The following is a 14,179-nucleotide window of genomic DNA, read 5'->3' on the forward strand; positions in this document are numbered from 1 at the left end:
TCACCTTCAGCGGCGAGTGCACAAGCAACGTGCTGCTTGTTCGTCCACAGGGGATGATCCCAGTCAGCGGTGGATAGCAGAACGATATCTGCCATCAAGTGTTTTCAATGCGATACATATCCCTGAACGTTTCCGAATTCTCGCAGAGAGAGACAAAATCGCCCTGAGCGTGGATCTTGCCATTTTCAATCTCGACAATTCGATCGCACTTTTTGACTGTTGACAGCCGATGGGCGATCACGATGGTTGTGCAGCGACGCCCCACCAGATCCAAGGCCTGAAGAAGATCATGCTCTGTTCTATTGTCAAGAGCACTTGTCGCTTCATCCAAGACAAGAACCTTGGCACCACGATAAAAGGCTCGTGCCAGCGCGAGACGCTGACGTTGCCCCCCAGACAACTTGACGCCATTTTCTCCAATCATGGTGTAGAGGCCATAGGGCATTTGAGCCACAACATCATCAAACTGAGCCGTCTTCAACGCAGCCCAAATATCCTCATCGTCGATCGAATCATTGTCCAATCCGAACGCCACATTGTCGCGAATACTTCCATCAAAAAGACGAATATCTTGAGGCACCAAGGCGCAATTGGCCTGCCAAGCAGGCAAGTCTTGCGCACTCACAGGAATGCCGTCCAACATGAGCTGACCCGATGATGGCTGGAGCAAACCCAGCAACAGATGGGCAATTGTGGTTTTTCCGCTTCCCGTGCGCCCAACCAAGGCAAAACGGGAGCCAATCGGAATCGAGAGATTGACTGCATCAACAATTAATTTTTCGCTGCGCCGATACAAAAAACTGACATCCTTCAACTGAATCAGCCGGCGGGGCATTAACCCTTCTGGGGTTGGTACACCAGGAGAAGACAAAAGAAGTCGCTCAGGCTTCAGATCCAACAAGTCCAGCGCATCTTTTATTTCAGGGAGGCCACCACGCAAACGGTTCAGACTACGGAATGTGTTCTGCAGCGGCCCAGAAATCTTCAACAACGTGAACATGATTGCGAACAAATCGGGAATCGCATTACGCACATCACTGGAATCCCCATTCAAAACAGCTGGGGCCAAACCGACCAAGAAAAGAATCGAAACACCAGCAGGCTCGATCAAAAAGCGCGGAACATCAGGCAGTAAGCGCGTCAGTCGATCGTACCTTTTTGCAATGACTCCATCCGAAGAAAAGCGAGTCACAAAATATTTATCAGCCGAGTACAGATGAACATCACGTATGGATCGCAACGACTCCATCAGCAAAAGATTGATCCGTCTGCCGTAACGAACACGCTGCTTGGTCGCCAACCTTAAATAAGGAGTAATAAGCACCGAAGCCACTGCGTAGGCAATCAACATCAGTAAGAAGATGGCCAAGGCCTGATAGCCAAGGACAAAAACAACACCAACCAATAGAGATGTGACCGACAAAGCATTGCCGGCAATCGCAATCAAAGGAATCACAACCTTGGTTGAAACACTATTGAGAATTCGATTGAATTTTTCGGAGAGATTGGCCGTACGGTTTTCAATAAAAAATTCATATCGCTGCTGAAGCACATTTTGGTACACCTGATTGACGAGGTCATTCCATATCTCCGCACTCAGGAGACTTTGCATCAAAGACACAAGAAAACGCACGAAAGATGTAAGCCAGAATGAAGCAATCAATAAGGCCAAAAGCCAGCCCGTTTGATCTAAAATTCCGCCACCAAAAACCCAAATTCCTGGCAAGCGATCTGCAAGCTTTGCACCTGAGAACAGGCCAACAAATCGGGCCAAAAATGCAATCAGAAGAAGATCAAGGATGCCCTGAAAAAACGACGCAAGAAGGACAAAACCGACCAACCGTTTCCGCCTTGCCGGCAACTTGTCCAGCAACGCCGAAATATCTTTCCAAGTCTGACTCTGCAGGGAAAATCCCGGAAACTGACGGCTCATCTTTCCCAAGCCAGAACCGACGCATCAACCTCTTCAGTGACCGTACGCGCCAAGGATCATGCTGCCCTAACGGGAAGGCCAGACGGGCAACCGATTGACCACTCGCTGAAGCCGTGAGAGCAGCTGCTGCAGCTGCAACCGCCACGTGGGGGCACTACTCAGATCTGGCCCGGATGCAGCTTCCAGGGCATCCAGAAGAGTAAAGGCGTCTCGCCAGCGCTTCAGCAGCTCAGCTTCTGAACATTCCTGCAGCAAAGCCTCCAAACGGTCGACTGAAGGGCGCCAGCTCTGGGGAGCAGCAACAGCGCCCTTGATTCGCTCGAGATCGAAACTCAGACGTCCACAACCGACCTGATGCACGGTGTGACTGGGATCGCCATAGTCGGCCAGGGCATGATTCAGGCTGCTGAACACAACGCAGCCGCAAGCCAGCGCTTCCAGAGGCGGCAACCCGAAACCCTCGGTCACGCCGCGGCCGCGCCAGTACTCCGCTGAGTCGTAGAGGTACACCGTGGAGCGATTGAACAGTTCGACCAAGTCATCCACCCAGCCGGCCTGCACCTCCACCACAAGACCGGCCTGCCGCAACGCCGGCACCAACTGATTCAGTACATAGGGGCTGCTCTTGCGGGCTTGCACCAGCACATCGATGGATCGACTTTGGCGTGCCGAACGGTCGCCACGGTCAAGCCAAGCCTGGCCCAGGGCATTCGGAACCAAGAACAAGGGATTGCGGGGAGCCTTGTCACCCCAATAGCCCAGGGTGTTGCGGCTGACGGCCAATACCGGGACTCCAGGCGGCAATCCAAAGCCGTATTGGCTGCTGTGGGCGTGATAAACAACCCGACGGCCGTTCAACCGACGGATCAAACCAGGAACGTCAAAGCCCCAGCTGACCACCCAGACAACTTGAGCATCAGGGGGCTCATGACGAAGACAATCATCCAGGTACGGATGATCGGGTGAACGCTCGCGGTAAGTGACCAATTCGGTCGGGCACAGATTCTCTACCAGTCGGGCGGTCTGCTGTTCGACGCTGAGCCCACCACAACGAAAGCGGCGACCGGTCCCGGGGACCAGAAAACGAATCAGTTCGGTGGGCACCAGCGAAAACTCAAGCGGCGGCGGCCTCGGTGCTGCCAGCCCGCTGACGTCGAGTCAGGAAACCGAACAGAACCTTGCCAATGGCGGCAACGAGATTGCCCTCAAGCTCCTTGAACATGTTCATGTTCAGGTGGAAGGCATGGTTGGCTTCCTCAACAATGCGATCAGCCGTGGCCTGATCGATCGGGAGACTATCCATGGCAGCCCGGTACTGGGTCTTGAACGCCTTCTCGTCGGCAATGTCATCAAAGACATAGAAACGAAGACCATCGTCTCCATCCATATTCATTGCCTTCTGAGCGATGTTCTTGAGGATCTGACCACCGGAGAGATCACCGAGGTAACGGGTGTAGTGGTGACCCACCAAGAGCTCAGGGGACTCCTTCGCAACAGCATGAATCCGTTCGACATAAGCCACTGCCGACGGAGACGGCTGAATCTGCTCTTTCCAACCCTCACCGAAGTAGTAGGTGAGGTCTTGCTCGAGAGATTCACGACGATTGAGCTCTTTCTTGCCAATCGGTCCAACAACAGGATGATCACCCAGCTTGTCGATCTCCTCTTCCATCGCCTCGTAGACGAAGTAGAGGTCTGCAACAAGCTTGCGATAGCTTGATTTGTCGACGACGCCTTTTAAGAAGCAACTCACAAAGCCGGTGTTTTCGGCCATGGTGTGAGACTTTTTCGTGCCTTCACGGATCTGGGCAGCCAGTGCAACGGACATGAATGCTTGTGATTGGACCGATAGAAGGACCCTATAAGCAGTCCACGTAAGGGTGGCCTTGAGCGTTGCGAAGGGTTACGCCGCTGTATCAGATACAGCATGTCCCTCGAACAGTTCAAACAACTGGCGACAGATCTGCTGAAGCTGCTTCACCTGCTGCTGCTGGGGCAAATGGCGGCCTTCCGGCAGCCACTCACCGACCGTGGCCAGGCGCCAGCGTTCGCCGTCGTAGGTCATGCCCCGCATCAACACCCCCAGCAGACGCAGCTGTTCATCGTCTCTCTCTTCGCTGATGCGCAATTGCATCAGCAAACTGCGGCATTCCAGCCGTGGACTCCAACCAGGAAAGTGGAATGAAAGATCCAACGATTCCTCCTCACTCCACTGCCGGGTCTGCGGGTCATCCCGCCAGGGGCTGAGGTTGGCCTGTGCAGCAGGAAACTGTTGACGCACCAGCGTGATCGTGGAGGCCAGTGCTCGCATCCGGGCCATGCTGTGTACTGACTCACCCGCGTTCACTGGACCCTCCGACTTCCGCACAGTGTGCAGGGAGATGCAAGAGGTCGCCGTTACGGTTGCCCGAGGTTTAAGAAACCATGACGCAACCGCTGCACATTGCCCTGCTTGGCGCGATGCCGGAGGAGATCGGCTCCGATCTCAGCCACCTCAAGGACCTGAGCTGCAGCGAACACGGAGATCTCAAAATCCATCGGGGATCCTGGGGTGACAACGTGAGCCTCAGCCTGGCCTGGAGCGGCTGGGGCAAGGTGAGCGCTGCGCGGGCCGCCACACGTCTGCTCGCCAGCGATCCCAGCATCGATCTGCTGTTGTTCACCGGTGTCGCCGGCGCTGCGGATCCAGCCCTGCGTCAATGGGATGTGGTGTTGGCCGATGCCGTGGTGCAGCACGACATGGATGCCCGCCCCCTGTTCCCACGGTTCACGCTGCCAGCGCTCAATCAGGACCAGCTCCGACCACAGCCGACCTGGTTTCACTGGGCCAAGACCGCTCTTCAGGAGGCTCACGGCGCCAGCGAACTGGACGGATTCGCACGTCCACGCAGCGGTCTGATCGCCACGGGGGATCGCTTCATCGGCGATCCCGTGGTGCTGCAAACACTGCGGGACGCCCTTCCCAATCTGCTGGCCGTTGAGATGGAAGGCGCCGCCGTCGCGCAGGTGGCCGAACAGGAGGGCGTCCCCTGGCTTGTGCTTCGGGTGATTTCCGATGGTGCCGATGAGGCGGCAGCCCAGAGCTTCGAAGACTTCGTCAAACGCTACGAGGAGAAGGCATGGCGGCTGATTGAGGCCCTGCTGCAACGCTGCAACGACACGCCCCAACGATGCGCATGATGCCTCTGCTGAACCGCTTGCTGCGGTACGGCGTCGTGGGGGGCACGGCCGCCGCGGTTCACATTGGCGTGCTTCTGCTGCTGGGCCAGTGGATGACCCTGAGCCTGGCCAACCCCATCGCCTTCCTGGCCGCCTCAGTAGCGGGGTATCTCGGCCACGCCTTACTGACCTTCCGGGAAGAGACTGGTGGTCGCCAGTTCGCCCGTCGCTGGCTGCTGCTGCAGTACGTCGTCAACATCAGCGTCTGCGCTCTGCTGCCGCTGCTCAAAGCCCCGATCTTGGTGCTGGTGTTCACACCCACGGTGCTGAATGCACTGATCTGGAGTCGAGCGGCCCGCTTCAGTGCCAAGTCCCGCCACCAACAAAACGGCCAACCACCGCTGCTCCATGCCGACGACCTCGGGTTGGCTGAGGGGGTTGATGCGGCGATCATCGATCTCGCCCGAAGGGGACAGATCCAGGGAGCCAGTCTTCTGGTGAATGGTCCAAGTGCAACTGCCGCTGTCGAAGCCTGGCGCGACCTTGCTGATCCACCACCACTCACGCTTCACCTCTGCCTGACCGAAGGGCATCGCCTGCCCAACGCTCCGGATCTGCCAACCGGATTCGGCACCTTGCTGCTGGCCTCGATCCTGCCGTGGCAACGCCAACGCATCGCACCCCAGCTGCGCACGGTTCTGCTGCAGCAGATCAGCCGCTACCGCCAACTCACCGGGCTGCAGCGGATCCGACTCGATGGCCACCAGCACATCCATATCGTGCCCCTAGTGCTGGATGCCGTGCTGGATCTGGCCCGTTCCGAATCGATCACCTGGGTGCGCACGACGCGGGAACCCCTGCCGGAAGGCTTGTCCCTGAAACTCTGGTGGCGCAGCCTGCAAACAGGAGGGCTGATCAAGTGGCTGGTCCTGCAGCTGCTGAGCGGGCTGGCCATCCCCCGGCTACGCCGGGCCGGGATTCCAACCAACCAGCGCTTCGCCGGTGTGTTGTTCAGTGGATCGATGTTCGGCAATGCGTTGCGTCGCAGCTGGATCACGGCCCACAGCCCCAGCACGATCCCTCGCGAATCAAGGCCCGTTGTGCTCATCCACCCGGCCCGCCGCCATGCCGCATCGGGCATGGATCAGGAGACCTTTCAGCAGTCCGTGGCCTTTTTCAACTCCTCCCACCGCCAAAAAGAGTGGACTTCAGCGCAACAGCTCTGAACCCTGATGCACGGCTCTGACGAAATAGTGCGGCCGCCGTTTGACATCGATGTAGATCCGGCCGATGTATTCGCCCAGCACACCGATGCCAACTAACTGAATCCCCCCGAGGAACAGAACAGCCACGATCAGTGAGGCATAGCCCGGCAGATCCACACCAAAGACCAGGGTGCGCAGAACGATCAGTGCGGCATAGATGAAGCTCAGGAACGAAATCAGAACACCGATCACGCCCCAAACCTTCAACGGCTTCACCGTGAACGAAAAGATGCCGTCCAGGGCATAGCGCCAGAGCTTGAAAGAGCTCCAGGATGTGGCACCAGCGACGCGAGCCACACGGCTGTAGGCGATCTCCTCGCTGCGATAACCGGTCCAGGGCATTAACCCCTTGGAAAAACGCGTGGCCTCACGCAACTGGGTCACCGCCTCAACCACGGGTGCACTCAGCAGACGGAAATCACCGGCCCCCTCCTGAAGCTGGATCGAATCCACCAGGCGGTTGAACACCCGGTAAAACCAGGATGCCGTGGCGACCTTCACCAGCCCTTCGGCATCGCGGTCATCCCGCACGGCGGTGACCACCTCGGCGCCATTGCGCCAGGCCTCCACCATCGCCGGAATCCGTTCGGGAGGGTGCTGAAGATCGGAATCGATCAACACCGCCGCGGCACAGCGTCCGTTGGCGTAGTCCAGCCCCGCCAGCATCGCCGCCTCCTTGCCGAAGTTACGGGTGAGCTCGAGCAGCGTGACGCCCTGGTCGGCATGCCTCTGCTGCCAGGCTTGGATCACCGCCACCGTGGCATCGGACGATCCGTCGTCAATGAGCAGAAGACGGTCAACATCCGGCAAGGCCATAACCCTCTCGATAAAGGCGCTGATCACCTCGGCTTCGTTGAAGCAGGCCGCCACCACCCACACCTGCTCACTGGCCATGAATGCGCGGTTTGCACTATCAGGAACCGTAGGGCTACCGGCTCAGTCATAGGCTCGGCCTGCTGACGCCCGACCAACCGCCATGGCCCAGTTCGAGAAGCTCACCGCCCCCAGCCAGGGCACACCGATTCGCTTCGAGAACGGTCAACCCGTGGTGGCCAACGACCCGATCATCCCCTTCATCCGGGGCGATGGCACCGGCGTTGACATCTGGCCCGCCACGCAAAAGGTTTTGGATGCGGCCGTGGCCAAGGCGTATAGCGGCAGCAAGAGCATTGAGTGGTTCAAGGTGTATGCCGGCGATGAAGCCTGCGACCTCTACGGCACCTACCAGTACCTGCCGGAGGACACCCTCGAAGCGATCCGCAGCTACGGCGTGGCCATCAAAGGCCCCCTCACCACACCAGTGGGCGGCGGCATCCGTTCGCTGAATGTGGCCCTGCGCCAGATCTTTGATCTGTATTCCTGCGTGCGTCCCTGCCGCTACTACGAAGGCACCCCAAGCCCCCACAAGCGTCCCCAGGATCTGGACGTGATCGTCTACCGGGAGAACACCGAAGACATCTACATGGGGGTGGAGTGGGAAGCCGATGACGCCGTCGGCCAAGAGCTGCGCAAGCACCTCAACGAAGTGGTGATCCCCGCCAACGGCAAGCTCGGAAAGCGCCAAATCCCCGAGGGATCAGGCATCGGCATCAAGCCAGTGAGCAAAAACGGCAGCCAACGCCACATCCGCAAGGCGATTCAGCACGCCCTTCGCCTTGAGGGCAACAAGCGCCACGTGACCCTGGTGCACAAGGGCAACATCATGAAATTCACGGAAGGGGCCTTCCGCGACTGGGGCTATGAACTGGCCACCACCGAATTCCGCGATGTGTGCATCACCGAGCGGGAGAGCTGGATCCTCGGCAACCTCGAGAAGGACCCCAACCTGAGCGTGCAGGCCAACGCACGGATGATCGAACCGGGCTACGACAGCCTCACACCAGAGAAGACAGCCGACATCGATGCGGAGGTGCAGGCGGTGATCGACGCCATCGGCAGCAGCCACGGTGACGGCAAATGGGAAGAAATGGTGCTGGTGGATGACCGCATCGCCGACAGCATCTTCCAGCAGATCCAGACCCGCCCCCAGGAGTATTCGATCCTCGCCACGCTCAACCTCAACGGCGACTACATCTCCGATGCCGCGGCAGCGATGGTGGGAGGCCTGGGCATGGCCCCTGGGGCCAACATCGGCGAGAACGCTGCCATCTTCGAAGCGACCCACGGCACCGCCCCGAAACACGCCGGCCTCGACCGGATCAACCCCGGTTCGGTGATCCTCAGCGGCGTGATGATGCTGGAGTTCCTCGGCTGGCAGGAGGCTGCTGATCTGGTGACCAAAGGCCTCAGTGCCGCCATCGCCGACAAGCAGGTCACCTACGACCTGGCCCGACTGATGGAACCCCAAGTGGACCCCGTGAGCTGCAGCGGCTTTGCCGAGGCGATCATTGAACGCTTCTGAACAATCAACTGCTAGAGATCCGTGATTATCAATCACTCAAATAAATTTATATTTTTTGCCAACCGGAAGACAGCATCGACATCAACAGCGATTGCACTGTCCAGCAGCTGCAATCGCAAAGACGTCATTACGCCCTTAGGTCGAGACGAAAAGATTCGCCGGGAGCTTGGCTACCAGGGACCCACGAATTATATTCCCTGGTGGAACAAAATTAACTACTTTGCAATTAAAGCAAAATGCAAATTACAGAAAAAAGGCGTCAGCCGCTATCTCAAATCGATTGGATTGCACACACACATTGAGGCAACAACTGCCCTTAGCAAAAATTACATCAGTGCATCGACATTCGAGAGCTATTACAGCTTCTGCTTCATTCGAAACCCATGGGACCATGCCCTTTCCCAGTTTTTTGAACTCAAAAAAGACCAGAAAAGCCACAAAGACCTCGATCTAGACACTTTTATCAACGGCGGTCTTCTGGAAAATTTCGCAACTTCTTGCCGATCAATTTATAGCCACAAAGGAACAATCCTCGTGAACCACTTATATCACTATGAACAACTTCAGGAAGCCATTGAAAATCTATTTGACGATTTCAATCTAGCCGGAAATCCACAACTTCCCAAAGCCAAATCCACCTTACGCACCGACAAAAGGCCCTACAAAGAAATACTCAATTCAAATCAAAAAGACGCAATTGAGCGCATCTTTTACCAAGAAGTGGAATGGGGAAAATATCAGTTTTAAAGCCTTCCAGGCAATGAAATCGTCAAGCAGTCAGACTTGATTGATGGGACTCGAATCCGGCTCTTCATCTCGCACCCAACTCCCCGGCCTTCCCGCCGGCGCCGCTGACCCCTGCGTGCACTGCGGCTTCTGCTTGCCCACCTGTGCAAGCTATCGGGTGCTGGCAAGCGAGATGGACTCCCCCCGCGGCCGCATCCATGCACTGCGGGCAATTGAAGCCGGCGAGCTGGAACTGGATGCCACGGTCGCCAGCCATTTCGACACCTGCCTTGGCTGCTTCGCCTGCGTGAGCGCCTGTCCTTCGGGGGTGCGCTACGACCAGCTGATCGAAGCCACCCGGCCCAAGCTGATCGATGCGGGCCAGCGAAGCCCATGGCAGGTGGCCTTCCGCCAGCTGTTGCTGCAGGTGCTGCCCTACCCCAAGCGCCTGCGGGCCCTGCTGCAACCGCTGCGGGCCTATGCCGGCACACCACTGCAACACCTGGCCCGCCGCTCCGGGCTCACCCGTCTGTTCGGGCCGGAGATCGAAGCGATGGAGCAACTACTGCCCCCCCTAGTGCCGGAAAGCTTCAGCGACCAACTGCTTCAGATCAATCCCGCCACCGACGAACGCCGCGGCCGCGTGGCGCTGTTGCTGGGCTGCGTGCAGCGCTGCTTCGATCCCAGCGTCAGCACCGCAACGGTGAAGGTGCTGCAGGCCAACGGTTTTGAGGTGGTGATTCCGCCTGACCAAGGCTGCTGCGGTGCCGTGAGTGATCACCAGGGTGAGCTGGAGCTCACCCGCCAACTCGCGACGACTCTCATTCAGAGCATGAATGCCATCGAAGGGGAGTTGGATGCGGTGATCGTGGCCGCCTCCGGCTGCGGCCACACGATGAAGGCCTACGGCGAGCTGCTGAACGGCGACATCCAATTCCGTGCTCCGGTGCTGGATGTGCAGGAGTTCCTGGCGGATCGCGGCCTCCTGGAGACGTTCCGCACGCAACTGCAACCTCTCCCAGCGGTTGTGGCCATGCATGACGCCTGCCACATGATTCACGGCCAGGGCATCCAGGCCCAACCTCGCCAACTCTTGCGAGCCATCCCCGGCATTCAGCTGAAGGAAGCGACCGAAGCGGGGGTGTGCTGCGGCAGTGCAGGCATCTACAACCTTGTGCAACCGGAAGAGGCCGCTGAACTGGGGCGGATCAAGGCCGATGACCTCAGCGGCACCGGAGCTGAACTGGTGGCCAGCGCCAACATCGGTTGCACCCTGCAATTGCGGCGGCATTTAGGCGATCGGGCCCAGGTACTGCACCCGATGGAACTGCTGGCCGCTTCAGCCGGCCTCCATGCGCTGCCAGGCGTCCCGCAGGGTGTAGGCACCACCAAGATTGCCGGGGAAGGTGAGAATTGGCAGACCGCTACAGGGTCCCCCTGACGGGCGCACGAGCGATAGTCCCGGCAACAGCTGCCCTTCCAGCTGCACCGACTCAAGTGACAGACCACCGGCCAGCAGCGTCTGGGTGGTGATGCCCCCTTTGCTGATCAGATAGCCCAAATCAGGGGCGAAGGCGGCCGCAAGTCTCCCCATCAACGCAGCCAGTGCGCAGGACAAGCGCCGGCCCTCCTGCTCGGAGGCGCAGCGCAACTCACCACGACTGGTGAAGAGCACTGGTGTAGCGCCAGCGTCGAGCAGCGCTCGCAACTGCTGCAACCAGACCCGCTCCAGGTCTGCCAACAACAGATCGGGTGTTGGTCCCTCCAGCACCCTGGCGATGCGATGCACCGGCAGCTCCAGGCCAGCGCAACCGGGGTCAGCCAAGAGCCGGTCGAGTTGCTGATCCGCCAAGGGCACATGCGAGCCCACCATCACCAATCCCGGCAGAGCCGTTCCGTCGGCAGCCCGGCGCCGCAGCCCCACAAGGCCTTTTGCATCCAAAGGCGGTGGGCCGGGATCCGCCAGGGCCTTCACCATGCTGGCGGCAGAGCGGAACAGAAAACGTTTCTCTCCCTGAAGGGCACGCACCGCTGCGGCTAAAGCAGTGAGCTGCTCCTGACGCTCGGCATCCACCACCACCGACACATTGGCCTGGAAACAGCGGAGGCGATCGATCAACTGCGGCAGGCCAGCACCACAGGCGGCATCGAGCTCACGGCCAGATATCCGCAGCACCGAAGCCGCGGCAATGGTTCCATCGCTTTTCTCCTCCAGCCAGCAGGCCAGATCACTACTGCTGAAACCAAACAGCCGGTCTTGGGCAAACGGCGTGGTGTGCACCGGTTCGCCGTGGAGGAGATGTACGCCGTTCACGGTGGTACGGCCTCCTTCCAGAAAAGCCGGCACATGCAAGGTGGCATCAAAGGGGCCGAAGGACGCCTGCAAAACCTCAGGCTCCAGAACCCCATGGCCGCGCAGAGTCGAATCCCCGCGACTCACCAACAGCACCTGATCGCGCGCCAAACCCTCCCGCAGCAACGCCTGATCCAGCGCAGCGGCAATGCTGCGGTTGCGTTCAGCCGCATCCGTTGGCGTCAGCGCCCGGGTGTCCGCCAGCAAAAACAACAACGACGAGGGCTGGCGCAACCCCCGGCGCAGGGTGTCGACATCCCAGCGCAACAGCAGAGGACAGCTGTGCACCGTCTGCGAGCCGGTGGGATCGTCGTCAATGACCACAACCTTCATGGCACCATCGTGCCGTGAGCCATTCCCCCGCTAACCGCAGCGATCTGATCGACCTGGTTCGCCAGTGGCATCAGAGCGCCACACCCTGGACGCCCAGTGGCCTGGAAACACGCCTGGACTGGGGCCCGCCGCTCAATCCCAGCCACGAGGTGCTCTCGTGTCGTCAGCTCAATCGGGTGATCGACCATGCGGTGGACGATCTAACCATCACGGTGGAAGCCGGCCTGCCACTGCAAGACCTGCAGGATCTACTGGCGGAACAGGGGCAATGGCTACCGATTGACTGGCCCCGGGCCGGCGCGCCAGGAACCATTGGCGGACTGGTGGCCCGGGGGCTGGCGGGAGGACTACGTCAACGCCATCTGGGGGTGCGCGATCAGATCATCGGGATCGGCCTGTTGCGGGCTGATGGCATCGAAGCCCGGGCCGGTGGACGGGTGGTGAAGAACGTGGCGGGCTACGACCTGATGCGTCTGCTCTGCGGCAGCTGGGGCAGCCTGGCGCTGATCACGGAACTCACCCTGCGGCTCCAACCGCAGCGCCCCGCCCGCAGCAGCCTGCTCGTGGATGGCGACCTTGCAGCCCAAGACAACTTCCGGACTGAACTTCTGCGCTCCAGCCTGACGCCAGAACGCTGTGACTGGATCAACAGCGGCGATGGCTCCTGGCAGCTCCGGCTGGTGGTGAGCAGCGTGTCGAACCAGGCGGTGGAAGACCAGCTGAACCGGCTGGAAAGCTTGGCGCTGCAACAACAGCTCAGTGCAGAACGCCAGCCTTGCACCGATCCGCTGACCACACCCCTCGATGCCAGCCAATCAGCCCAGCTGGTGCGGCTGGTGCTGCCGCCAGCCCAGTTGCAGCTGTTGCTGCGGGATGACGCCATGACAACCCTCAAGCCATGGTGCTGGGAACTGGCCGCCGGAGCCGGCTGTGGTGATGGCTGGTGCGACATCGCCACACCGGATCACCAGCTGGAGGCGCTGCGCCGCAGCGTGAGCCGCCTCGGCGGCGAAATGACGCTGTTGAAATGCACCGCCGGATCAACCCTGCCAGCGTGGGTTGATCGTCCCTCCCGACCACTGATCGAAGCGGTGAAACGCCAATTCGATCCCAAGCTGCAACTCAGCCGCGGCCGTCTGCCCGGGGTGCATCAGGAGACGCTGTAGCGACAGGCGAGGGTCTGCTCAGCACCGGGCTCCAGCACCAGTTTTCGATCACCGCTGATCAGGGATTGGCGCGGCCCCGTCCAGGGTTCCAAGCAAACCATCGGGCGAGGCGGCTCGGTCCAGACCACGGTGAGATCCATCGGATCCTGGTGCTGGAGCTGCAGCTGGGCGCCGTTGGTGTCATCGATCAGCGTGACTGAACCGGCTGGGCGGCAGAGAAAATCCACCCCTTCCGGCAGACGGGTGAGCTGATCAGCCGTGGCGGCATCAGCCATCTCCAGATGATTGAGGCAGCGCTCCGCCAAACCGGTGAGCCGGGTCTGAGCCAGGTCACTCACATTGAAATAGGGATGCAGCCCGAAGCTGAAGGGCATCGCCGCAGCGCTGCGGTTGTGGATGGTGGTGCTGATCTCCAGAGCACCATCAACCGGCCGCACGTCCATCTCCACCAGAAAGGCGAAGGGATAAGCCTTGAGGGTTTCATCGGTGCTGGAGAAGCTGAGACGAACCCCGCTCTGGTCGTCAAGCAGTTGCAATGCCCAGGGAAGATTCCGGGCAAAGCCGTGCTGCTGGAGCGTGTGGTCGACCCCATCGACCGTGAACACGTCGCCGGGAAGATTGCCGCAAATCGGAAACAACACCGGAATACCGCCGCGGATGCTGTTCGCAGGATCGGCATAACGCTCCTGATCGAAATAAAGCACCTCGCGCTCACCACAACGCCACTCGCTGACGATTCCTCCCCGCTCAGGGATGATCCGCAGCCGGTCACCGCTGGTGGGGTGCACATACTCCCAGTGGGCATAGGGAGCGGCTTGCTGGGTGAGGGTCATCGGCATCCGC

General features: G+C 59.6%; 13 protein-coding genes. 6 read left to right on the forward strand and 7 right to left on the reverse strand.

The window, feature by feature from the left end:
- Positions 1-94 precede the first annotated feature (94 nt).
- The 4 genes from DXY29_RS09680 to DXY29_RS09695 all read right to left on the reverse strand — a co-directional run bounded on the left by DXY29_RS09680 (position 95) and on the right by DXY29_RS09695 (position 4,253).
- Positions 95-1,933 carry an ABC transporter ATP-binding protein gene (locus tag DXY29_RS09680; RefSeq protein ID WP_115024807.1) on the reverse strand — a complete coding sequence of 613 codons (1,839 nt, stop codon included), beginning with the start codon at positions 1,931-1,933 and terminating at the stop codon, positions 95-97.
- A gap of 66 nt (positions 1,934-1,999) precedes the next feature.
- A complete protein-coding gene (locus tag DXY29_RS09685) occupies positions 2,000-3,037 on the reverse strand; it encodes a glycosyltransferase (protein ID WP_115024808.1) in 1,038 nt (345 codons plus the stop codon).
- Between the two features lie 10 nt (positions 3,038-3,047).
- Positions 3,048-3,761, reverse strand: a complete 714-nt coding sequence (locus DXY29_RS09690; RefSeq protein WP_115024809.1) for a heme oxygenase (biliverdin-producing) — start codon at positions 3,759-3,761, stop codon at positions 3,048-3,050.
- A gap of 75 nt (positions 3,762-3,836) precedes the next feature.
- Positions 3,837-4,253 carry a hypothetical protein gene (locus DXY29_RS09695; protein WP_115024810.1) on the reverse strand — a complete coding sequence of 139 codons (417 nt, stop codon included), beginning with the start codon at positions 4,251-4,253 and terminating at the stop codon, positions 3,837-3,839.
- 104 nt (positions 4,254-4,357) lie between these two features.
- Here DXY29_RS09695 and DXY29_RS09700 point away from each other — a divergent pair, with 104 nt between their 5' ends.
- Together DXY29_RS09700 and DXY29_RS09705 are read left to right on the forward strand one after the other, a co-directional pair.
- A complete protein-coding gene (locus DXY29_RS09700; RefSeq protein ID WP_115024811.1) occupies positions 4,358-5,113 on the forward strand; it encodes a 5'-methylthioadenosine/adenosylhomocysteine nucleosidase in 756 nt (251 codons plus the stop codon).
- On the forward strand, positions 5,104-6,318 hold the full coding sequence (locus DXY29_RS09705) for a ChbG/HpnK family deacetylase (protein ID WP_244279368.1): 1,215 nt from the start codon (positions 5,104-5,106) through the stop codon (positions 6,316-6,318). Before DXY29_RS09700 ends, DXY29_RS09705 begins: the two co-directional genes overlap by 10 nt.
- Here DXY29_RS09705 and DXY29_RS09710 read toward each other — a convergent pair.
- A complete protein-coding gene (locus tag DXY29_RS09710; RefSeq protein WP_115024812.1) occupies positions 6,301-7,251 on the reverse strand; it encodes a glycosyltransferase family 2 protein in 951 nt (316 codons plus the stop codon). The two genes, DXY29_RS09705 and DXY29_RS09710, sit on opposite strands and share 18 nt — an antisense overlap.
- 82 nt (positions 7,252-7,333) lie before the next feature.
- On the opposite strand from DXY29_RS09710, the gene DXY29_RS09715 reads away from it, so the two are divergent.
- Genes DXY29_RS09715 through DXY29_RS09725 form a run of 3 tightly spaced genes read left to right on the forward strand, consistent with a single transcriptional unit; the run spans position 7,334 to position 10,925 of the window.
- Positions 7,334-8,758 carry an NADP-dependent isocitrate dehydrogenase gene (locus tag DXY29_RS09715; protein WP_115024813.1) on the forward strand — a complete coding sequence of 475 codons (1,425 nt, stop codon included), beginning with the start codon at positions 7,334-7,336 and terminating at the stop codon, positions 8,756-8,758.
- A 21-nt stretch (positions 8,759-8,779) separates the two neighbouring features.
- Positions 8,780-9,505: a sulfotransferase family 2 domain-containing protein gene (locus DXY29_RS09720; RefSeq protein WP_115024814.1), complete on the forward strand. Its 726-nt coding sequence runs from the start codon at positions 8,780-8,782 to the stop codon at positions 9,503-9,505.
- A 43-nt stretch (positions 9,506-9,548) separates the two neighbouring features.
- Positions 9,549-10,925, forward strand: a complete 1,377-nt coding sequence (locus DXY29_RS09725) for a (Fe-S)-binding protein (RefSeq protein WP_115024815.1) — start codon at positions 9,549-9,551, stop codon at positions 10,923-10,925.
- Here DXY29_RS09725 and DXY29_RS09730 read toward each other — a convergent pair.
- Positions 10,824-12,170, reverse strand: a complete 1,347-nt coding sequence (locus DXY29_RS09730) for a four-carbon acid sugar kinase family protein (protein WP_115024816.1) — start codon at positions 12,168-12,170, stop codon at positions 10,824-10,826. The genes DXY29_RS09725 and DXY29_RS09730 overlap by 102 nt on opposite strands.
- 14 nt (positions 12,171-12,184) lie before the next feature.
- Between DXY29_RS09730 and DXY29_RS09735 the strand changes: the two genes are divergently transcribed.
- Positions 12,185-13,336: an FAD-binding oxidoreductase gene (locus tag DXY29_RS09735; protein WP_115024817.1), complete on the forward strand. Its 1,152-nt coding sequence runs from the start codon at positions 12,185-12,187 to the stop codon at positions 13,334-13,336.
- Here the strand turns inward: DXY29_RS09735 and DXY29_RS09740 are convergent.
- The gene (locus tag DXY29_RS09740; RefSeq protein WP_170952181.1) at positions 13,321-14,175 is read right to left on the reverse strand and encodes a galactose mutarotase; all 855 of its coding nucleotides are present in this window, start codon (positions 14,173-14,175) and stop codon (positions 13,321-13,323) included. The two genes, DXY29_RS09735 and DXY29_RS09740, sit on opposite strands and share 16 nt — an antisense overlap.
- Positions 14,176-14,179: the final 4 nt, after the last annotated feature.

The organism is Synechococcus sp. UW69, assembly GCF_900474185.1.
GTDB lineage: Bacteria > Cyanobacteriota > Cyanobacteriia > PCC-6307 > Cyanobiaceae > Parasynechococcus.

Coding starts and splice junctions, on each gene's coding strand:
- DXY29_RS09680 (WP_115024807.1), bottom strand. CDS start 1,933: ATGAGCCGTCAGTTTCCGGGATTTTCCCTGCAGAGTCAGACTTGGAAA.
- DXY29_RS09690 (WP_115024809.1), bottom strand. CDS start 3,761: ATGTCCGTTGCACTGGCTGCCCAGATCCGTGAAGGCACGAAAAAGTCT.
- DXY29_RS09695 (WP_115024810.1), bottom strand. CDS start 4,253: ATGGCCCGGATGCGAGCACTGGCCTCCACGATCACGCTGGTGCGTCAA.
- DXY29_RS09700 (WP_115024811.1), top strand. CDS start 4,358: ATGACGCAACCGCTGCACATTGCCCTGCTTGGCGCGATGCCGGAGGAG.
- DXY29_RS09705 (WP_244279368.1), top strand. CDS start 5,104: ATGCGCATGATGCCTCTGCTGAACCGCTTGCTGCGGTACGGCGTCGTG.
- DXY29_RS09710 (WP_115024812.1), bottom strand. CDS start 7,251: ATGGCCAGTGAGCAGGTGTGGGTGGTGGCGGCCTGCTTCAACGAAGCC.
- DXY29_RS09715 (WP_115024813.1), top strand. CDS start 7,334: ATGGCCCAGTTCGAGAAGCTCACCGCCCCCAGCCAGGGCACACCGATT.
- DXY29_RS09725 (WP_115024815.1), top strand. CDS start 9,549: ATGGGACTCGAATCCGGCTCTTCATCTCGCACCCAACTCCCCGGCCTT.
- DXY29_RS09730 (WP_115024816.1), bottom strand. CDS start 12,170: ATGAAGGTTGTGGTCATTGACGACGATCCCACCGGCTCGCAGACGGTG.
- DXY29_RS09740 (WP_170952181.1), bottom strand. CDS start 14,175: ATGCCGATGACCCTCACCCAGCAAGCCGCTCCCTATGCCCACTGGGAG.